A 20790-nucleotide genomic window follows, 5' to 3' on the forward strand; every position below is an offset into this window, starting at 1 on the left:
TTGCTTCTGTATATTAACGCGCCGGGCGGCGAATATAATGTTCGCGAGTCGCGACTGTCGCTGCAAGCATTGAAAGACACAAATATTTTGAAGTCCGAGAAACGCAACGCCGCCTCGCTGCATGTGGACGACCGAGTCGAGGGCTCGGACCAGCATGTGCATCTAGAAGGTAACTGGCGCAGCGCCACCATCCATCTCGTCCTGCAGGATTTCGAGAAGCTGGCGCGGAACAACAGTGGCGACCTGACGCTCGACCTTTCCGGCGTAACCGATATCGACACGGCAGGAATTTGGCTGCTTTGCCGGCTAAGGAAACAACAAGAGGCAGCCGGACGGACGGTTCGTTTCGAAGGCACGAACCAGCATATCGACGAACTGATCGCCACCTTCTCTAAAGAACCGGAAAAACAGGAACCGGAACAGAAGGAAAAGCTTTCGATCGCTCAGCGCATCTTCGCGCCGATCGGGCGGATGACCTTAGACGTCTGGGATAATGTCGCCGCCTCCATGTATATCCTTGGTTCGGCGGTGCGCGGCGCGCAGATGAAATTCGGCCGCGGCAGCGGCGTTTCGCCGGCCTCGATCGTCAACCAGATCGATCATATGGGCGTTCGCGCCGTTCCTATCATCCTGCTCATGTCCTTCCTGATCGGCGCGATCATCGCGCAGCAGGGCGCATTCCAGCTTCGCTATTTCGGCGCGGAAATCTTTGTCGTCGATCTCGTCGGCATCCTGCAGTTGCGTGAAATCGGCGTGCTCCTCACTGCCATCATGATCGCGGGCCGCTCGGGCAGTGCAATAACAGCCGAAATCGGCTCCATGAAAATGCGCGAGGAAGTCGACGCTCTGAAGGTGATGGGGCTCAATCCGATCGGCGTTCTGATCTTCCCGCGGCTGGTGGCGCTGACCGTGGCCTTGCCGCTTCTGACGGTGATAGCCAACTTCGCCTCGCTGGCAGGCGCTGCCGGTGTCGCCTATGCCTATTCGGGCATTACCTTCGCCACTTTCCTCTCACGCCTGCATGAGGCGGTGACGCTTTCGACCGTGCTTGCCGGCATGATCAAAGCGCCGTTCATGGCGCTCGTCATCGGCATCGTCGCGGCAGTCGAGGGCCTGAAGGTCGGCGGCAGCGCCGAATCGCTCGGCCAGCATGTTACAGCCTCCGTCGTGAAGGCGATTTTCGTCGTCATCCTGATGGACGGTCTTTTTGCGATGTTCTATGCAGCGATCGATTTCTGACATGGCGGGCGACGTGAATCAGCAACCGATCGAAACGATCAAGAACGACAATCGCGACATCGTGCTGTCGGCGCGTGACGTGACGGTCGCTTTTGGGCCCAAGGTCGTCCTCGACAAGCTCAATCTCGATATTTACCGCGGCGAAATCCTCGGCTTCGTCGGCGCTTCTGGCACCGGCAAGTCGGTGCTGATGCGCACCGTTCTGCGCCTCTTGCCGCGCCGCTCCGGCACGATCAAGATACTCGGGCAGGATTTCGACGAACTGGACGAGCCGGAGCGTAATGCGCTCGACATGCGCTTGGGTGTCCTCTTCCAGCAGGGCGCGCTCTTCTCCTCACTGACAGTGAAAGAGAATATCCAGGTGCCGATGCGCGAATATCTGGACCTGCCAAGTTCGCTGATGGACGAGCTGGCGCACCTGAAGATTCGGATGGTCGGCCTGGCAGCGGATGCTGCCGACAAATATCCGTCCGAGCTTTCGGGCGGCATGATCAAGCGTGCGGCTCTCGCCCGTGCTCTGGCGCTCGATCCTGAACTCGTCTTCCTGGACGAGCCGACTTCGGGCCTCGATCCCATTGGTGCTGCGGAATTCGACGAGCTGATCGCCAATCTCCGCGATAGCCTGGGGTTAACCGTCTATATGGTCACCCATGATCTCGACAGCCTGTTTTCGGTCTGCGACCGTATTGCCGTGCTCGGAAAGAAGCGGGTAATGGTGGAAGGGACGATCGACGACATGCTGGCCTATGACGACCCGTGGGTTCAGGCTTACTTCAAAGGCAAGCGGGCGCGTTCGATCGTGCCGCAGGAACACGCGCCGGCACAGGCGCAGCATGACAGCGGGAAGTGACCGGAGACGATGGAAACCAGGGCCAATTATACGATCGTCGGCTTTTTCACCGTTCTGGTGATCGCGGCCGCATTCGGCTTCGTCTACTGGATGGCCGAATACGGCCGCAGCGGGCCGATGGCCGAGCTGATCGTGCGCATTCCAGGCTCCGCCAACGGCCTCAGCGTCGGTTCACCCGTGCGCTTCAACGGTATTCAGGTCGGCTCGGTGCTGACGCTCTCGATCGATGCCGACGACCCGCAATATTCGCTGGCCTTTACCGAAGTGCGCTCGGATGCGCCGATCTACCCCTCCACCAAGGCGGCTCTCGAAATCCAGGGCCTGACGGGTGCGGCCTATATCGAGCTTTCGGGCGGACGCAAGGAAGAGAAGAACATTCTCCAGCAGGCGCTGGAAAGCGGCAAACGTGCCGTTATCGTCGCCGACCAGTCGAGCGTCACCAACCTGCTTGCAACCGCTGACAAGATCCTCGACCGCGCCAATGATGCCGTCGGCGACGTGCAGGGCTTTGTCCGCGATGCGCGCGGGCCGCTGACCAAGACATTGCAGAATGCCGAAACCTTCTCCGACGCGCTTGCCAAGAACTCCGGCAATATCGACAGCTTCCTTCAGAGCGTCGGCGACCTCTCCAATACGGTGCGCAATGTCTCGGGCCGCGTCGACTCCACCCTTGCTGCGGTCGAGGATCTCGTGAAGGCGGTCGATGCGCAGAAGATTAATACGATCCTGGGCAATGCAGAAAAGGTCAGCCGTGATGTGGCCGATGCCTCGGGTAATCTCAAGGGCCTAGTCGCCAAGATCGATCAGACGGTGACGACCTATAACGAATTCGGCAAGAAGGCGCAGGTGACGCTCGATCGTGTCGATACGCTGGTTGCGGCCATCGACCCCAACAAGGTCAAGGGTTCCGTCGACGACATCGCGCAGGCAACGAAGGATGCGCGCGCGGCCGTCGCGTCGATCCGCGATGTCTCGAATACGGTGGCGGACCGTCGGAAAGACATCGATCAGACGATCAAGGACGTCCAGCAGATGGCAAACAAGCTCAATTCGGCTTCGACGCGCGTCGACGGCATCCTCATCAAGGTCGATGCACTGCTCGGCTCCGACAATACCAACTCGCTGTTCACTGAGGCACGCGCCACGCTGGAATCCTTCAAGAAGGTCGCCGACAATCTCAATGGGCGCATCGGGCCGATTGCCGACAATCTGCAGCGGTTCTCGGGCAGCGGCTTGCGCGATGTCGAGACGCTGGTCAATGAACTGCGCGGCACGGCAAACAACCTCAACAATGCCATTACCAATTTCGACCAGAACCCGCAGCGGATCATCTTCGGCGGGCCAACGGTCAAGCAATATGATGGGCGCACGCGGCGCTAGCGCAATTCCAGGAAAAGTGTGTAGCGGTTTTAGGTCCGGAATTGCGGGAAAGAAAAACAGAGGTCAGGGGTAGCGTAATATGGGTCTATCGCATGTGATGTCGCGCCGTTCCTGGGTCCGTGGAACGGCGATTATTTTGCCGCTGACAGCAGCGCTTCTGACCGGCTGTGGATCGACGGCCAAGAACGACACCTTTGATCTTTCAGCAGCATCAGTGGATGGCACCGGTCCTTCGGCCAAGAACAAGCAGATCCTGATTGCCGATCCTACGGCTTTGAAGGCGCTGAACAGCGACCAGATCGTCATCCGCGTTTCACCCTCGGAAATTCAGTATCTGTCACGCTCCCAGTGGAGTGATACGCTGCCACGGATGGTGCAATCGAAACTTGTCCAAGCCTTCGAGAATTCCGGCAAGCTCGGCGGCGTCGGAAAGCCGGGGCAGGGACTTGCAATCGACTATCAACTCGTGACCGACATCCGCTCCTTCGAGATTGACGCGGCATCCGGCAACAAGGCTGTGGTGGAGATTTCCGCCAAGATCCTCAACGATCGCAACGGCACGGTGCGCGCCCAGCAGGTCTTCCGGGCAACCGCTCCGGCAGGCGGTGACAACGTGAGTTTCGTCAAGGGGTTGGGCCGTGCCTTTACATCGGTCACCGACCAGATTGTTGGCTGGACGCTGAAGTTGATCTGAGCCTTCGCCTTTCAACAAAAAGCCCGAAACCGTCAGACGGTTTCGGGCTTTTTCGTTTCCGGTTCGGAGGGCTTACTTGGTCGGCTGGGCGTCCGTCATCGTCGGGTTGCCGCCCGTTGCCGATGCGGTCGCGTTTGCGGCCGAAGGCAGGTAGCTGTCGAGCAGGCCGGCCATCTTGTCGTCGCGCAGGTTGGCGGTCTTTTCGCCCATGACGACGCCGACGACGCGGCGGCCATCCTTGGCAGCGGATGTCACGACATTGTAGCCCGACGCATCGGTGAAGCCGGTCTTGATGCCGTCGACGCCGTTGTAGCGGTACATGAGGTTGTTATGGCCGCGAAACTTCATGCCGCGAAACTGGAAGCCGCGCATGGAGAAGAGCTTGAATTCCTCGGGGAAGTCACGCATCAGCGAAACGCCGAGCGTTGCCATGTCACGCGCCGTGGTGACCTGTTCCGGGTCAGGCAGGCCCGACGGGTTCTTGAAAACCGTGTCCTTCATGCCGAGCAGACGGGCCTTTTCCGTCATGAGCGTCCCGAAGGTCTGTTCGGAGCCACCGAGTTGCTCGGCGAGCGCCACAGCAGAGTCATTGGCCGAGAGAACGACGATGCTTTCGACCGCCTCCCTGACGGTGACCTTACGGCCGGCGCCGATCGCGAGCTTGAAGGGCTCCTTGCTCTCGGCATTCTCCGACATAGTGATCTTCTGATCCCAGGTCAGGCGTTTGTCGCGCAGCGCCTCAAAAGTGAGATAGAGCGTCATCATCTTCGTCAGCGACGCCGGATAATTCAAATCATCCTGATTGGACGCTTCCAGAACCTGGCCGGACTGTACGTCCACAAGGAAGCTTGCTTGGCCGGCTTCAGCCTCAATGAACGCGCCCAGAAGAAATACGGACGAAAAGGCGGCGACTATCAGCCGGGAGGTCATCTTGGTCATCAATGTCTACGGTCTCTATCGTGGCAAGCACTTGGCTTGGCGAAACTCTGGCTTGAGGGCCTGCTGCCCCCCGTCGATCCACGCGGATCGGGAATGTTTGTGACGGAATGAAGGAGCTCGAGCAATAAAAAAGGGCCATCCACAGATGACCCTTTTTGTCTCACCGATCTTTTGCGCCGCTCAGCTCAGGCGACCTGCAGCGTGGGCGAGCATCGTATAGACCTTGCCGGTATCCGAGGTCAGATAGGATTGCGTCACAGTGCGGTTCGGATCGGTGCGCGCGACATCGGCGAGCAGTTTTTCGAAGTCGCCTATGTAGCGGTCGACAGCGGTACGGAATTCCGGCTCGCGATCATACTTGCGCTTGATCTCGTCGAAGGTCTGCTGACCCTTTAGCGTGTAGAGGCGACGGGTGAAGACGTCGCGCTCGCCGCGCTGGTAGCGGCGCCAAAGATCGACCGATGCGTCATGATCGATGGCACGGGCGATATCGACCGAGAGCGAGTTCAGCGATTCGACGACGTGGCGCGGGTTGCGACTGTCATTGGCGCGCTGGGCGGGAGCAGGAGCCGGAGCGGCAGCTTCCGTTGCCGGACGGGCCGGAGCGCGCGGAGCTTCTTCCGTCTCGTCGCGCGAGGCGCCGCGCAAGAGGTCGCTGATCCAGCCGCCGCTGGCGGCTTCCGTACGAGGAGCCTCCTGGCGAACCGGCGCCGGCTGGGGAGCCTGCGCGACCGGACGTTGGGGAGCGGGAGCCGGAGCTGCTGCCGCGGCGGGTGAGATGGCGCCGCGCAGGCCCATGGACTCGATCGACTGACGTGCCGTCGGTGCCGGCTGCGGGGCCGGCGCCGTCGGGATCACCGGTTGGGCGACACGCGGCGCAGGCTCGGCCTGAGCGAGTGTGCGAGCGACCGGTTCGGAGAGTTCCAGCCGCTGGCTGGAGCGGCCGACGATCTGCGAGATATCTTGCAGGGCCTTGATTTGCTCGGCGACCGCGCGGCGCATAGCGGATGCGCTTTCCTTGGCTTCTTCCGGCAGGTCGAAGGCGCCGCGCTTCAGTTCGGCGCGGGTGCTGTCGAGTTCGCTGCGAATATCGGCTGCGGAGCGGCGGATCTCCTCCGTTGCGCCCGAGAAGCGGCTGACGGCTTCATCGATTGCATCGCGAAGCGATTCACGCAGGTTCTGCGCCGCACTGTCGGAAGCGCGGCCTGCTTCGCCCAGCATGCGCTCGACTTCCGACAGCGAGGCCGTCAGGCCGCCACGCAGGCGGTTGGTAAGGTCGCCCGAGCGGCGCTCGACATTGGCAAAGCTGCTGTCGATCGTCGCATTGGCTTCCTCTCCGGCGCGGTTAATCGCTTCGCGCATGGTGGAGGCTGCTTCCTCGGCGCGCTTCTCGGTGTCCGAAAGCACGCGGCCGATATCGGCAAACGAAGCCTGAACGCTCTGGCGCAAGGCGCCGGTGACCTGGTTGGAGCGCTGCTCGGCGCGTTCGAATACCGTTTCGATCATGCCGCCGAGGCCGCGCATGGTCCGTTCGATTTCGCTCGAACGCTGAACCAGGCCGGCTGCCAGCGTTTGGAGGGCAGTCTCACGCTCTTCCAGTGTCGAAACGAGGCCGGACTGGGCGGCGGCGAGAAGCTGCGAGGCCTGGCCCAGAACCTTCGAATGGTCGTCGAAGCGGCCGATGATGCTGCCGACCTGGGCAAGCGTCTGCCCGGAAATATCCGAGAGGCGATCGACCTTGCCCTCGAGAAGGCGGGTCGAAGCGGAGACCATTTCGGCGGCCTTGGCGGCAGAGTCGGTGAACCGTGTCGTCGTATCGCCGAGACGGCTGTCGACGCCGCTCAGCTGATCGGCGGCGCGCGTCATCATGTCGGCCATTACGGCGCTGCTTTCCGACAGGCGCTGGACGAGGCCGTTGACGTTGTTTGTCAGGCTGTTCTCGATGGCGGCGACCGCATTGGCGACGTTTTCGGCGCGTGCAGCGACAGCCTGGGTGAGTGCATCGTTTTCGGCACGCAGACGGTCGGCGCTGAGGCTTGCGGCTGCGGTGATGCGAGCTGCAGCTTCCTGGCCGGCATCGGTGTAGCGATCAATGATCGGACGCGCCGTCTCGTCCAAGATGCGCGTCAGTTCGGTGGAGCGGCCGGCAAGCATAGAGTTCAAGTCGCGGGTGCGCTCGTCGAGCGTTGTACGGATCGAGTTGCCGCGTGCTTCCAGCGCCTTGTCGATATCGGTGAGCGTCGTATCGATTTCGCGGGCACGCTGTTCCAGGCTGGAGCGGATAATACTGCTGCGGGCTTCGAGCGCCCGGTCTACTTCGGCCATGCTCGATGTGATCTGACTGCCGGCATCCGCCAGCGTCGAGCGGATCGAATTGCCATGCGCTTCCAGCGTCTGGCCCGCATCGGCAAGCGCGTTGTTGATGGCACTGACCTGGCTGCTGACGATGTTTTCTGCTTCCGCCACCTTGCTGACGATGACATTGCCGGCTTCGGAGAAGGTCTGGGCAACGGCGGCAGCCTGACCGGCGAGGCGGCTTTGGGCTTCAGCCACACGGTTGACGATCTGCGCGGAGCGTTCGTCCATTGCTTCGGCGAACTGCTGGCCCGTGCGACTGAGCAGTTCCGAGGACTTCGCGGCTTCGCCATCCATGCCTTCGGCCGCTTCGGCGACGGCGCTACGCAGGCTTGCGGCGAGGCCGGCTGCCTTGCCTTCGATCGTGCGATTGACGGCATCCAGACCAACGGTCAGAGCGCGGTCCATGGTGGAAAGACGCTCTTCGATGCGCGCGTTGCCGCGATCCATCACGTCACTCAGCGCCGCAGTGCGGCCGTCAATCGACTGCGCCATGGTCGCGCTGCCGCTGTCGAGCGTTTCGGCAAGCTGTGCCCGACGGCTGTCCAACGCGTGAGTAAGGTTTGCACTGCTGCTATCGAGCGCCTGGGTGAGGTTGGCAGTGCCAGAACGCAGTGCTTCCGTCAGGCTGGCGCTGCGGCCGTCGAAAGCGTCCGTCAGGCGGGCGGTGTGACTATCGAGGGCCTCGGTCAGGCTGGCACTGCGGCTGTCGAGCGCATGCGTCAAGTTTGCGGCGCTGTTGCCGAGCGTTGCGGCGATGCGCTGGGCTGCATCGTCGCCGATTGCGCCGAGGCGGGAGATGCCGTCGTCCAATACGCCGGAGAAATTATTGCCCGCAGCATCGAGTTTATCCGCCACGCCGCCGACACCGTCGGCGATGCGCGCTTCGATGGCGGCAAGGCCGGCTTCGACGCGGGCGCCGGTTTCAGCGAAACGTCCGGTGAGATTGTCGACGGAATGATCGAGATGGCCGGAGAAATCGGCTGCGGAACGCGAGATCGTGTTGGCTGCTTCCTGGAAGCGGCCGGCGATCTGGCCCGCACCTTCGCGCATGCGATCCTCGAGCGTCTGGGCGCTGCTGTCGATCGCCTGGCGGATCGCAGCCTCGCGATCTTCCAGCGACATTTCGAGCATGCTGACACTCGTCGCAACCGACGTGCCGATCGAGGTCGCCTGTTCGGAGAGCGTATCGTTGATAAGGTTATGGGCCTCGGTCAACGTCAGCTTGATGGCATTGGTACGGTCGTCGAGCGTAGCGCGGATGCGGTCGTGCGCTGCGGCGAGACCGCCTTCGACGCTGCTTGCGGCATCGTTGGCAAGGGCGGCCATCCGCTTCTGGGCCTCAGTCAGGCCATCCTCGATGCGGCCCGTCATGCTGCCGATGATGCCTTCCATTCGCGCACCGCCGGCATCCAGGGCTTCCGAGAGTGTAGCGCTGTGTTCGGCAAGCGCGGTTTCGAGACGGGCCTGATTGTCCGTGTAGGCCGCGCGGATCGCCTCTGTCCGGTCGGCGAAGGCGCCAGCAACGCGCTCTTCGGCGCTGGCAACGGTGTCCATGATGGCATTGCTGCGATTTTCGAGAGCGGATTCGAAGCGGCTCTGGCCGTCGTCGAGCGAGATGGCGAGCGCCATTGTCTTTTCGTCGAGCGTATCGGCGAGGCGGTCCGCACTGTTCGTAACAGCCTGAACGATGGATTCGGCGCGATTGGTGAGCGCTTCCTCGATGCGGAGCTGGCTTTCTCCGAGCGCTGCGGCGATCCGGTCATGTGTGCCGGTAGCCGCATTGGCAAGAGCATTGGTACCGGCCGTTAGCGTGTCTTCCAGGCGGTTCTGGCTCTCGTTCAGCGAGATGGCAAGCGCCATCGCCTTTTCGTCGAGGGTTTCGGAAAGACGGTCATGCGTGCCCGAGACGGCGTTGATGAGCGATTCCGAATGGCTTGTCAGCGTGTCCTCGATGCGAGACTGCGTCTCGTTCAGCGAGATGCCAAGAGCCATGGCCCTTTCATCAAGCGCCTCGGTGAGGCGGTCATGGGTGCCGGAGACGGCGCTGATAAGTGCCTCCGAACGGGTCGCCAGCGTATCGTCTATGCGGGCCTGACCTTCGCTCAGCGAGATGGCGAGCGCCATCGCCTTTTCGTCGAGCGTATCGGAGAGGCGGTCATGCGTGCCGGAAACGGCATCGATGATGGCCTTCGAACGGGTCGAAAGCGTATCCTCGATATGCGCCTGGCCCTCGTTCAACGAAATGGCAAGCGCCATCGCCTTTTCGTCGAGCGTGTCAGCGAGCCGATCATGCGTGCCGGAGACGGCGTTGATGAGCGATTCCGAATGGGTCGAGAGCGTGTCTTCAATGCGCGACTGCGTCTCGTTCAGCGAGATCGCCAGCGCCATCGCCTTCTCGTCGAGGGTCTCGGCAAGACGGTCATGCGTGCCTGAGACCGTATTGATGATGGCTTCCGAGCGGCTCGCGAGCGCCTCATCGAAACGGCTGTGATGGTCGGCGAGAGCGCCGATCAGCGCGCCGCCGCGTTCGGCCATCACGCTGTCGAGGCCGGTATGGGCAGTCTGCAGCGCATCGGTGATCTCAGCGGCACGGGCAGCGAGAACGCTGCTCAGCTCTTCGGCGCGACCGCCGAATGCCCCTGTGACCTTCTCGGTGCCTTTATCGACAGCAGTGGCGAGTTCTGTCGTGGTCGCCTGGAGTGTTTCACGGAATTCGTTTGCCCGGGCGACAAGGTTGTTCCGCATCTCGGAGGTGCCGGCTGCAAGTGCGAGCGAGATTTCGGACGTGGCATTGCCAAGGGCAGAGCTCAGTTCGCCGGTGCGGGTCGCCAGGGCTGAGGTAATCTCTTCCGCACGGTTGGCAAGCGTGCTTTCCAACACTTCCTGCCCGGTCGCAAAGGTGGTCGCCAGCGCCAGCGACTGCTCGCTCATGGACGAACCGAGGCGATCGATATTGGTATTGAGGATGCCTTCGATGGAATCGGCATTGCCAGACAGCGTCTCGTTGATGCGGGTGAGGCTTTCGATGAGCTTTGTGTCGAGCGAACCGGCACGCTTATCGAACGCGTCGGTGAATTCGGCCACGCGTTCGTCGAAGGCGGTCGAAAGCTGGGCGACGGTCGTCTGCAGGCGTTCCTCGAAGAATCCGGAGCGCACGTCGAGATCCATGACCGCATCGTCGGCGGTCGACTGCAAGCTCTGGCGGAAGCTCGCGCCCTTTTCGTCGAGCGCTGCGTTCAGCCTGGAGAGCACGTCGTCGAGCGTTCCCGTGATCGTGCGCTCGCCCGATGTCAGGCTTTGATTGATCTCACGGGTGCGGGAAACCAGGATCTCGTTGAGCTGCTGGGTGCGCTCCTGCAGTGCGGCGTTCAGGCGCTCGGTGCTGGCGTCCATCGTGGAGGCGCGCGTTTCGAACTGGGTGAGCAGGCGCTCGCCATGTTCATTGATCGTATTGGTCAGCGCATCCAGGCGGTTGTCGAATTCATTGCCGATCGCGAGGCCCGAGGCGGTCAGCGTATTGAGGAGCGTATCGGTCTTGGCGGCCAGCAGCGTGCCAAGCGACTGGATGGCGCTGTCGGACTTCTCCATAATCGCAGCAGAGCGCGTATCGATCAGCGATGCGAAGGCTTCGCCCGAGGTCGCAAGACGGATGGCGATCTCTTCTGTCGCAAGCGACAGTTCTTCTTTGAGCTGATCATGTACGCCGGCAATTGAAGAGCGAATGCGGTCAGCGTGATTGACGATTGCTTCGCGCTCGGAGCCGAGCTCGTGGACGAGGCCACGCACGCGCAATTCGTTATCTGCATATGAGCGCTCCAGCGCATTCACTTCGGAATGCACGAGCGTTTCGAGTTCGGAGGCGCGCGCAATGGTGCGCTCGATGCCTTCGTTCATCGCCGAGACTTCGCGGCGCACGGCCTGGCCGACCGTCATAATACGTTCGGAAGCGATGGTTTCCGGCTCGGAAAGACGGAGTGCCACCTCGGCCATAGAGCGGGCGGCATTGCGCATGTCCTGGGCGCGCGCGATCATGATGGCGAAGGCATAGAACATCAGGACCGGCACGATGATACCGACGGTGCCGGCGATCACCCCCGGCAAGGCGGCAAGATCGGTCAGCGAGCGGATCTGAGCGATCTGCTGCGCGTAGAGCATGAACATCAGCCCGAGACCGAAGACCACCCACAAAATGGAGACGAGAGTGGCCGTGCGCAAGGCAGGACGGCTGGAGCCGTTTTCCAGCGACTTCAAAAGCGAGGCGGGTGAATTGCGGTTGGCATCATTGGCGGGGGCAAAGGCCGGCGACCTTGGAGCCTGCTGATCACCCGTGCGGGCAGTGCGGCCGCGACGGCGTTGCGCTTCTTCCTGAGACTGATTACGGGCGTTGGATGGGTCAGTCACATTTGCCTCCGGGGCGTGGGACGCATTACCGCGGCGAGACGGGGCGTCCTCCTGGCCAAAATCGATCTGGAGTGCCTCGTCCAATGCCTTGAACGCCTTGTCCTCAATCGATTCATTGTACTTATTATTCGCCATTCCGATACGCCTCGCTATTCCCGGCCAGTCCGGCAGCGCGTCCGGGCCACCGCCTTCGCCCGGAAGAACCTTCGCCGTTCCAGCCTCCATCCAAGACGGACGGATAAGCATGTCATTTCAGAGTAGATAGTCGATTTTTCAAACGAAAGGTATCAAAACACTACCATTATCCACTCTATCGGCAAAGGCGCGCGGCATGAGCTCGCCTCAACAGTATCGTAGTGACACATCTGGGTGCCTTACACAATTAATGAACCCTTGCGTTTCCACGCCTCTTAACCCGTTGTTAACACCTTTGAATTTCAGAAGCGGCTCAAAAGCCGATATTTTAGCGACATTTAAGGGATGTTAACCATACGGTCAGATTTCCGCGTCGGATGTGCCGGAATTTAACGCGATGTCCATTCTCCGACCGCACAACAGTATCAAAGCGCGGGTGATGTAAGGCAGGAGAATTGGCAAATGGCAGCAGTGAGCGTTGCGTTCGAAACACCTGACAATTCCAAAGGGCCTTCACCCTCAAAGGTTCGTCCGATCGACCTTGTCCATCTTGCACGCCAGACGATGGGCGACAAGGCGGTGGAAATCGAGGTTCTCCAGATGTTTGCGCGTCAGGCGCGTGCCTGCCTGCAAGAGATTGCAAGTGGCGAGACGATGAAGGTTGGTGCGGCCGCGCACCGCCTGAAAGGGGCCGCGAGTGCCGTCGGCGCGTTTAGGGTTTCGCAGTCGGCGGAAGCCGTCGAAAAGGATAATGGCGATATCGCCGCAATGGCGGCGCTCGGTGCGGCTGTTGTGGACGCCGAAAATTTCATTCTGAAACTCTGCCGGGGATAAGGCAGGACAGGCTGCAAACGACTTCAGGCCCGCTGTTCCAATAGGGAACGGCGGGTCTTTTTACGACCTCCTCGATGACGCATTGAGAATGGCGGAACCTGTCCCGATCTGCGAGGTTCGAGGGTGACCGGCGATGTTGACTGATGCGCCGAATTGTCGGAAGAAAATTCGCCCACCCAAAGAAACCGGAATACTCCTGATGCCTAAACTGACTATCGTCGCCTTTGACGGAACGCGCTTCGACCTCGATGTCGATCCAGGCTCCACCGTAATGGAGAATGCGGTCCGGAATTCCGTGCCCGGCATCGAGGCCGAATGCGGCGGCGCCTGCGCCTGCGCGACCTGTCATGTCTATGTCGACGAGCAGTGGAGTGAGGTCGTCGGCGCGCCGGAAGCGATGGAAGAGGATATGCTGGACTTCGCTTTTGACGTGCGCCCGACCTCACGGCTTTCCTGTCAAATCAAGATGAAGGCCGCCTATGATGGCCTCATCGTCCACGTCCCGGAACGGCAAGCTTAACTCCAATACTGCCGCGGCTCTTTCCAAAAAGAGAGCCTCGCACGCCAGGGGCGGGCGAGGCGAGGCGGGCGCATTACCTACGGATGAGGGAGGAACACCCGCGGCTTCGGAACGCGCCAGGAGAACACAATCACGAAAGCCAGCTGCCTTACTGCACTTTCTAATATAGTCATATTACCGCGTTACGGTTGAGTCTACCAGAATGAAAAATGATCGGTAAAAGGCTGGGAAGCGCACAAGTTCCGCACAAGTTTCATTGCGCAGCTAACGATATTCGCTCGCTTCGAGCGGGAAAAAAGCTTATCTTTCGCCGCCCTTGCCGCCGAGTCTGTTGTTGAGCAATCTCAGCATGCGATTCTGGAAATTGACGGCCTCGACGCGGTCGAATCGGGCCTGCAGCTTGTCATGCTCCTCTATTCCGCGAGCCGACTCATTCGAAACGAGTTCCTGCATGGCCTCACAATTGCGCTGCGACGGCAGTGCCTTGAGTTCACGCTCCATGACGCGTGCCTGGGTGCGGGCGATTTCGGCATGGCGCTCCTCGTGACGCCTGATATCGCTCGACAGCGCGTCCCAGATCATCGACAGCTCGCGGCTCGCGCCCTTGCGGTTGCTCCAGCGTGGCATGATGATCTGTGTATGGACGGTGACCTTGACATTGCCGACGCGGCAACGGCCATTTTCCTGGATATAGGTCGCCTCGCCGCCGAAGCGGATCTTGGTGGCGCCGGGGTGGCGAGCGGAAGAGCCGTTTGCCGTCGGACCGCGGCGGCTCAGTTCGTCGTCCAGTTCATCAGCCGTCTTTCCCTTGATGTCGAAGTAGGAATAGCTTTTCGTTGCAACGACTTCCGCTGCCGCGGGGCCGCAGAGAAAAAAGGCAGTCATGGAAAAGGCTATGGAAAGGCGCATATAACGCAATGCAAGCGGCATTCTGAACTGAACCCGTGTTGAAGTTTGGCGGAGCTTGGGGCATAGCCACCGCAAGCGCAATATCGGATAGCGGCTTTTTTCGCTAGCAACGGGATTAGACTGGTGAAGCAGCTCGACAGCAGTTTCTGGCGCTTGGCGCATGGCCGCGAGATCGAGCTCGGCAAGCGCTCGGTGATCATGGCCATCATCAACGTGACGCCGGATTCCTTTTCGGACGGCGGGCGTTACCAGACGGTCGACGCCGCCGTCGAGCATGCGCTGCAGGCCATCGCAGACGGCGCCGAAATCCTCGATATCGGCGGTGAGTCTACGCGGCCGAATGCCGCCCCGGTCGGTCCGATGGAGGAACAGTCGCGCGTGCTGCCGGTTATCGAGGCGCTCAAGAAAGACACACAGGCGTTGATTTCCGTCGATACCTATCGGGAAGAAACAGCACGGCTTGCCGTGGGTGCTGGCGCACATATCGTTAATGACGTCTTCGGCCTGCAGAAGGAGCCGGCCATTGCCGCGCTGTCGGCCGAGACCGGGGCGGGGCTCTGCATCATGCATACCGGCCGCGACCGGCAGAAGCTTGCCGATATCATCGAAGACCAGGTCTTCTTTCTGGAGCGTTCGCTGGCGATCGCTTCTGCTGCCGGCGTCCTGCGCGACCGTATCGTTCTCGATCCCGGCTTCGGCTTTGCCAAGGAAACGCCCGACGAGAATCTCGAGCTGATGGCGCGTTTCGAGGAGCTGCATCGCTTCGGCCTGCCGCTTCTCGCCGGCACGTCGCGCAAGCGGTTTCTCGGCACCATCACCGGCCGGGAGCCGGCAGAGCGCGATGTGGCGACGGCTGCGACGAGCGCGCTTCTCAGGCTGCAGGGGGCCGCTGTTTTCCGGGTACACAATGTCGCAATCAACAGGGATGCGCTTGCCGTAGCCGATGCTATGCTGGCAGCACGAAACGATAATTCTAAAACGAGCTGCGATCTTTCAGATTTGCCCGCCAAGCTTTAAGTCTTTGTTTTCCGCATGTCATTATCGCAGAGCCGCCATATGCTTCTGCGCGACATGCTTTCAGTCTTGTTTCGCATGTCTTAATCGCAAAACCGCTGTACACTTTTGCGCGACATGCTTTAGGGGGAGGCCGACATGAGCACCTATACGATCCTGATGCAGAATTGCGCCTTCTTCGCTCGCCATGGCGTGCATGCCGAGGAGGAATTTCTCGGCCAGCGTTTTTTCGTGGATGCGGAACTGGAAGTGGAAGCGGGCAGTGCGCTGGAAAGCGACTCCATCGACGAGACCGTCCATTACGGCACCGCCTTCACCATCATCGAGGAGATTGTCGTCGGCCAGCGGCGTTACCTGATCGAGGCGCTGGCGCTCGATATCGCCAAGGGGCTTTGTAAGACATTCCCGCAAATCATCCGGGCCAAGATCACCGTGCGCAAGCCGAATGCGCCGATCCCCGGCGTGCTCGACTTCGTGCAGGTGACCGTTGAGCATCGTGCCTGATAAATCGTTCCGTCTCGCAACGCTCGGCCTGGGCGGCAATATTGGTGATCCGGTCAAGTCCATGGCGTCGGCGCTTGCGGCGCTGGCCTCTCATCCGGATTGCCGAGTGGCTGCCGTGTCGAGGCTTTACCGGACGCCGCCCTGGGGCAAGACTGACCAGTCCTATTTCTTCAACTCCTGCGCGGCGGTGGAAACACGCCTTTCTCCGGAAGCGCTGCTTGACCTCTGCCTGTCCATCGAGCGGCAGATGAAGCGCGAGCGTATCGAGCGCTGGGGACCACGCACGCTCGATATCGATGTGCTGACTTATGAAGGCGTCGAGCAGGATGCGCCAAGGCTGGAACTGCCGCATCCGCGCATGACGGAGCGAGGTTTCGTACTGATGCCGCTTGCAGATATCGCGCCCGAACTCGTGGTCAGGGGCAGGGCGGTTGCCGACTGGCTCGTCCGCGCCGACATTGCGGGAATTGAGATCGCCGACGAGAGCCGCGATTGGTGGCGCAAGGCGTGAGGGCCAGAAGCTCCTGAATTTTTTGTGATCGGAACATTCTCATATCCGCATGGTTGACCCTCGGTAAGGAAACCCAAGGAGAAAATCATGCGCATGAGAATCATTGCTATGTCGTTGCTTGCTCTCGGCATGGCCTCATCGGCCTTTGCACAGTCCGGCGGCGCTGGCACTGGAGGCAGCAATTCAGGCGGCAACGGCACCGGCATGTCCGGCAATACGAATGGTCAGAGCGGAACAGGCTCCCACAACAGCCAGGGCAGCGGCCCGAACGGCGGCGGCACCGACAACAATTCGACCGGGTCGGTCAATGGCGGCAGCAACTCGCTCGGTAACAACAATGGCAATGATGACAATTGCCGGCCGAAGACTGGGACATCGCCCACTCAGAACGACAACACAGCGCAGCTCAATAGCCAGGGCGAATGCAAATAAGAGCAGACTGCAAACACTCAGCCATTCTCTCAAAGCCCCGTCACCCGGGGCTTTTTGCAATTCTTAGGATGAGCGGCTACATCAGCATCATTCCGAGGAGTTAAGGGAAGGGGATCAGAGATCGGAGAGGAACGCGTCCGTTTCGGTAATCTCCACCTGAACCGAAAAACGGCCGCCCAGCAATTCAAGCGTCGCGTCATGGGTTTCGTCAGCGCTGCTGCAGACGGCGTCTTTCAACAGGATAACGCGATAGCCGAGATCGACCGCGCCCAACGCCGCGGCGAGCACGCATATATCCGTTTCACCGCCGGTGATGACGATAGTCTCGACCTTTTCTCGTGTAAGTATTTCGTGCAACTGCCCGTCAAACCAGGGAGAATAGGTTCTCTTGTTGAAGATGCGGGCCGGCGGGACGAAAGATTTCAGATCGGCGACAATATCCATGAGTTCCGGCAGCAAGTGTTCGCCGGTCATCATCGGCCATTTTTTGTAGTAATTCTTCCACATGCCCGGCATAGCGTCAGCGGTCGGCGGCGGCATGAAGCGCGTGAAGATCGTTCGCTCCGGATATCGGCCTGCAAGTTCGACGATCTGCGGTGACACCGTCGCCATCCACGGCACATGCCACGGCGTCTGCTCCGCGAACATTCTCTGCATGTCGATGCAGAGATGGATCCAGCTGTCGCACATCGGTTCTGAGACTTCCACCTTTCAAGGCGAGTTGATGGTAGGGAGGAAGTCCTCGACCTGCTTGCGGTCGGCGGGGGATAGTGGCTGTATCTGTTCCTGCCAGAAACGCTCAGCCTCCGGCGGATCCTCCTCCCACTGGCGCACGGTGGTAATGTTGTCGTCGATTTTGGAGCGGCGGTGCCCGCCGAGGCGCAGATATTCTTTGGCGAGCTTCAGGCTCCTGGTTTCGGTATCCGTATTCGTGGCGTTCATGTCATGATCTCCTTTGCTTGGCACCGCCGCGGAACGCCTCACTTTGCACCCGAACCCGGCTCCGCCATTTTCGCGTGCTGGTGGGCCAGCATACTGGCCGGAGTGACGTTGGCGACGGCGGCTTGCAGCTTGTTCTTCCAGCCGCTGACGACATCGCCTTCGCCGTCCAGCATGGCATCATAGCCGATCCGGCCCACATCGGCCGGGTCGTCCTTCTTCGCCTGGCCAACCGACGTATCCATCAGGTCCGCCCGTTTGAAGAATTCGGTTTCGGTTGGACCAGGCATCAGGCAGCTCACCGTGACGCCGCTGTCCTTCAACTCTTCGCGCAGGGCAAAGGAGAAGCTGTTGATGAAGGCTTTTGTTCCATTGTAGACGGCCTGGTAGGAGCCCGGCATGAAGCCGGCAATGGAGCCGGTGAGAAGGATGCGTCCTTGCCCACGTGCCCGCATATGATTGCCTATCTGCTGGACCAGATAGATCGTGCCGGTAATGTTGGTATCGACGACCTTCCGCGCGCGGGAAAAATCTTGATCCAAAAATCCCTTGCCCAGGCCACGACCTGCGTTTGCCATCAGCAGATCGACCGACCGGCCATCGGCTTCGACGCGTTCCATAAGCTTGTCCACGCCCTCAAGGATCGACAAATCGGTATCGACCGCTTCGACGCTCACGCCGAATTCCCTGAGGTTTGCGGCTGCCTGGACAATGCGCGCTTCATCGGCGGCAATGATCAGGTCGTAGCCATCCTGTGCCGCGCATTTGGCAAGTTCGTAGCCTATTCCGGTGGACGCCCCTGTGACGACGGCAAGCCCTTTGGTCGAAGCAGTATCAGCCATTTCGTTTCTCCTATGGCTTGAGGACGACCTTGATGCAGCCGTCCTGCTTGTCGCGGAAAGTCTTGTAAAGGCCGGGACCATCCTCCAGGGAGGCTCGGTGGGTGATGATGAAGGACGGGTCAATTTCGCCCTTTTCAATGCGTTCCATCAGTAGCGGCAGGTAGCGCTGCACGGGCGTCTGGGCCATCTTGAACGTCAGGCCACGGTTGATCGCCGAACCCATCGGAATCTTGTCGAGAAAGCCGCCATAGACGCCGACGATGGAGACGGTGCCGAAATTTCGGCAGCAGTGTATCGCCTGACGGAGGACATGTGGCCGGTCCGTGCCCATGAAGGTGGCGACCTTGATCCGATCGAGCCTTGAATCCCAGCTTGCAGCAGCCTCAGCCTCGGTGCCGACGGCATCGATACAGGCATCGGCGCCGCGACCATTCGTCAGATCCATGATCTTGTCGTAGATATCCTCGTCCATGAAATCGAGGACGATGGCGCCTGAAGCTTCTGCCAAGGCCAGCCGCTCCGGCACGGTATCAACAGCGATGACGCGTTCGGCGCCCAGAATGAAGGCCGACTTGATGGCCATCTGGCCGACAGGGCCGCAACCCCAGACGGCAATCGTATCGCCGGGTTGAATGTTGCAGAAATCGGCTGCCATATAGCCGGTCGGGAAAATGTCGGAGAGGAAAAGAACCTGTTCGTCCGTCAGCCCATCCGGAACCTTGATCGGGCCGACATCGGCGTAAGGCACGCGCAGATATTCCGCTTGTCCTCCGCTGTAGCCGCCGAGCAGATGCGAATAGCCGAAAAGGCCGGCAGGGGAGTTTCCCCACAGTTTGCGCACCTTCGAGGCGTCTGGATTGCTGCGCTCGCATCCGGAGAAGAAACCACGCTTGCAGAAGAAGCACTCACCACAGGAGATCGTGAAGGGAACAACGACACGATCCCCGACCTTGAGCTTTTTGTTGTCCTTGCCGACCTCGACAACCTCACCCATGGTTTCATGGCCCATGACGTCACCGCTGCGCATCTCCGGCATGACGCCGTCGAAAAGGTGAAGGTCGGAGCCGCAGATCGCGCAGGCGGTGACCTTGACGATCGCATCGCGGCCATCCTGGATTTTGGGATCGGGGACGCTCTCGCAGCGAATGTCGTGTTTGCCGTGCCAAGTGAGGGCCTTCATCGCAGTTCTCCTTGTTGTCGTCGTAGAACTGCGCAGATGCAGAAATGATCCTGTGGAATTCACGAAATATTAAAATGCGGAACGATGCCGCGCTTCGCGCAGTTTCTTTTCCGAGACGGCAGACAAGCTGCTCTCGCAAACAATCTCAAAGGAGAATTGATCATGGCAAACCAAGGCGGTTCACACGAACAGCACGTCAAGGCAGGTCAGCAGAGCCATAAAAATACCGGCTCACAGAAGCAGGCTTCCTCGCGGGATAACCAGTCCGGTTCGGGGACCCGCGGCGGCACGCATGAGCAACATGTGAAGGCCGGTCAGCAGAGCCACAAGAACTCTCACTAAAGCCTGACCAATCGGAAAAAGCCCGCAAACCGCGGGCTTTTTTCATGCTTTCATTTCAATATTGAATTCAGACGCCAAGATTTCTCCGGGCTAGGCATCGGCAACCTAGTCGGGTGGTCATGGCTTTCCATGCTCAAAACAAAAGCGGCGGAAAACCGCCGCTTCAGGAATATCCATTCTGACAGAATGGCTCTACTCGATCGAGCCGACCGCCATTTCGTCGACCTGACGGGTCAGCGTCAGGCCGATGACCGGGATCATCTGGCTTTCGACCTTGACCGAAACAGTGACATTCATCGTCTTGTCGTCGCGAACTCGGGCGATCATCGCGCCATTCAGTTTGGCTCGGTTGATGCCGACGACGACGGTATCCTGACTGACGGCGCCGGAGACGATGTCGAGGCCCTTGCCTTCGGCGCCGTCCAGGAACTTGCCCTTGTAGGTAGAGCCGGACTGGGAAATCACGGCGGTCATCGGCTGCTTGAACACGCCGACACGGCAGGTGCCATCAAGCTTGATACCAGCGGCCGAATCATCGGCCGGCGAGCCGACGAGATTGCAGGTAAACTTCGTGCCTTTGTACTTGCCGGCGACGATCTCGCCCGGACCCTTCCAGGTGCCGGCGACGGATTCGAAGAAGGCCTTGTCGCGGGTTGCGGCCGTGGCGTTTGACGTGACGTCTGCGACCGGAGACAATGCCGCGGCGGCCAGGCCGCATACAAAAAGGAACTTGCGCGAGTACATGGATTTTCCTTGGCAAACACCAC

At 60.3% G+C, this 20790-nt stretch carries 18 protein-coding genes and 1 pseudogene; 11 read left to right on the forward strand and 8 right to left on the reverse strand.

The window, feature by feature from the left end:
• The first annotated feature begins 69 nt into the window (after nt 1-69).
• The 4 genes from FHX15_RS10850 to FHX15_RS10865 all read left to right on the forward strand — a co-directional run bounded on the left by FHX15_RS10850 (nt 70) and on the right by FHX15_RS10865 (nt 4163).
• Complete coding sequence (locus tag FHX15_RS10850) at nt 70-1239, forward strand: ABC transporter permease (RefSeq protein WP_184397175.1); 1170 nt, start codon at nt 70-72, stop codon at nt 1237-1239.
• A 1-nt stretch (nt 1240) separates the two neighbouring features.
• On the forward strand, nt 1241-2089 hold the full coding sequence (locus FHX15_RS10855; RefSeq protein WP_184396664.1) for an ABC transporter ATP-binding protein: 849 nt from the start codon (nt 1241-1243) through the stop codon (nt 2087-2089).
• A gap of 9 nt (nt 2090-2098) precedes the next feature.
• Nucleotides 2099-3469 (forward strand): MlaD family protein, encoded by a 1371-nt coding sequence (locus tag FHX15_RS10860; protein WP_184396667.1) that lies wholly within the window; start codon nt 2099-2101, stop codon nt 3467-3469.
• A 79-nt stretch (nt 3470-3548) separates the two neighbouring features.
• Nucleotides 3549-4163 carry an ABC-type transport auxiliary lipoprotein family protein gene (locus FHX15_RS10865; protein WP_184396670.1) on the forward strand — a complete coding sequence of 205 codons (615 nt, stop codon included), beginning with the start codon at nt 3549-3551 and terminating at the stop codon, nt 4161-4163.
• A 72-nt stretch (nt 4164-4235) separates the two neighbouring features.
• Here the strand turns inward: FHX15_RS10865 and FHX15_RS10870 are convergent, their stop codons facing one another.
• Entirely contained in the window at nt 4236-5102 is an 867-nt protein-coding gene (locus FHX15_RS10870; RefSeq protein WP_184396673.1) for a D-alanyl-D-alanine carboxypeptidase family protein, read from the reverse strand.
• A gap of 180 nt (nt 5103-5282) precedes the next feature.
• Nucleotides 5283-11996: a hypothetical protein gene (locus FHX15_RS10875; protein ID WP_184396676.1), complete on the reverse strand. Its 6714-nt coding sequence runs from the start codon at nt 11994-11996 to the stop codon at nt 5283-5285.
• 462 nt (nt 11997-12458) lie between these two features.
• Here FHX15_RS10875 and FHX15_RS10880 point away from each other — a divergent pair, with 462 nt between their 5' ends.
• Together FHX15_RS10880 and FHX15_RS10885 are read left to right on the forward strand one after the other, a co-directional pair.
• On the forward strand, nt 12459-12830 hold the full coding sequence (locus FHX15_RS10880; protein ID WP_184396679.1) for an Hpt domain-containing protein: 372 nt from the start codon (nt 12459-12461) through the stop codon (nt 12828-12830).
• Between the two features lie 199 nt (nt 12831-13029).
• Complete coding sequence (locus FHX15_RS10885) at nt 13030-13350, forward strand: 2Fe-2S iron-sulfur cluster-binding protein (protein WP_184396682.1); 321 nt, start codon at nt 13030-13032, stop codon at nt 13348-13350.
• A 300-nt stretch (nt 13351-13650) separates the two neighbouring features.
• Here FHX15_RS10885 and FHX15_RS10890 read toward each other — a convergent pair whose 3' ends face one another.
• On the reverse strand, nt 13651-14280 hold the full coding sequence (locus FHX15_RS10890; RefSeq protein ID WP_184396685.1) for a DUF922 domain-containing Zn-dependent protease: 630 nt from the start codon (nt 14278-14280) through the stop codon (nt 13651-13653).
• A 66-nt stretch (nt 14281-14346) separates the two neighbouring features.
• On the opposite strand from FHX15_RS10890, the gene folP reads away from it, so the two are divergent.
• The 4 genes from folP (at nt 14347) to FHX15_RS10910 (ending at nt 16720) form a co-directional block, all read left to right on the forward strand.
• Entirely contained in the window at nt 14347-15276 is a 930-nt protein-coding gene (folP, locus tag FHX15_RS10895; protein ID WP_409527009.1) for a dihydropteroate synthase, read from the forward strand.
• A 135-nt stretch (nt 15277-15411) separates the two neighbouring features.
• A complete protein-coding gene (folB, locus tag FHX15_RS10900) occupies nt 15412-15777 on the forward strand; it encodes a dihydroneopterin aldolase (protein ID WP_184396691.1) in 366 nt (121 codons plus the stop codon).
• Nucleotides 15761-16288: a 2-amino-4-hydroxy-6-hydroxymethyldihydropteridine diphosphokinase gene (gene folK / locus FHX15_RS10905; RefSeq protein WP_210290651.1), complete on the forward strand. Its 528-nt coding sequence runs from the start codon at nt 15761-15763 to the stop codon at nt 16286-16288. Before folB ends, folK begins: the two co-directional genes overlap by 17 nt.
• An 87-nt stretch (nt 16289-16375) precedes the next feature.
• On the forward strand, nt 16376-16720 hold the full coding sequence (locus FHX15_RS10910) for a hypothetical protein (protein WP_184396696.1): 345 nt from the start codon (nt 16376-16378) through the stop codon (nt 16718-16720).
• 114 nt (nt 16721-16834) lie between these two features.
• Here the strand turns inward: FHX15_RS10910 and FHX15_RS10915 are convergent, their stop codons facing one another.
• The 4 genes and pseudogenes from FHX15_RS10915 to FHX15_RS10930 all read right to left on the reverse strand — a co-directional run bounded on the left by FHX15_RS10915 (nt 16835) and on the right by FHX15_RS10930 (nt 19681).
• Complete coding sequence (locus FHX15_RS10915) at nt 16835-17410, reverse strand: cysteine hydrolase family protein (protein ID WP_184396699.1); 576 nt, start codon at nt 17408-17410, stop codon at nt 16835-16837.
• A gap of 21 nt (nt 17411-17431) precedes the next feature.
• Nucleotides 17432-17650, reverse strand: a pseudogene (locus FHX15_RS10920) (hypothetical protein); the annotation flags it as partial.
• A 50-nt stretch (nt 17651-17700) separates the two neighbouring features.
• Entirely contained in the window at nt 17701-18501 is an 801-nt protein-coding gene (locus tag FHX15_RS10925) for an SDR family oxidoreductase (protein WP_184396705.1), read from the reverse strand.
• Nucleotides 18502-18511: 10 nt separating this feature from the next.
• A complete protein-coding gene (locus FHX15_RS10930; RefSeq protein ID WP_184396708.1) occupies nt 18512-19681 on the reverse strand; it encodes a zinc-dependent alcohol dehydrogenase in 1170 nt (389 codons plus the stop codon).
• A 162-nt stretch (nt 19682-19843) separates the two neighbouring features.
• On the opposite strand from FHX15_RS10930, the gene FHX15_RS10935 reads away from it, so the two are divergent.
• Complete coding sequence (locus tag FHX15_RS10935) at nt 19844-20023, forward strand: hypothetical protein (RefSeq protein ID WP_184396711.1); 180 nt, start codon at nt 19844-19846, stop codon at nt 20021-20023.
• A 192-nt stretch (nt 20024-20215) separates the two neighbouring features.
• On the opposite strand, the gene FHX15_RS10940 is transcribed toward FHX15_RS10935, so the two are convergent.
• Nucleotides 20216-20767: a hypothetical protein gene (locus FHX15_RS10940; protein ID WP_184396714.1), complete on the reverse strand. Its 552-nt coding sequence runs from the start codon at nt 20765-20767 to the stop codon at nt 20216-20218.
• Nucleotides 20768-20790 lie beyond the last annotated feature (23 nt).

Origin of the sequence: Rhizobium sp. BK650 (genome assembly GCF_014195325.1) — a bacterium.
In the GTDB taxonomy this organism is placed as follows: Bacteria; Pseudomonadota; Alphaproteobacteria; order Rhizobiales; family Rhizobiaceae; genus Rhizobium.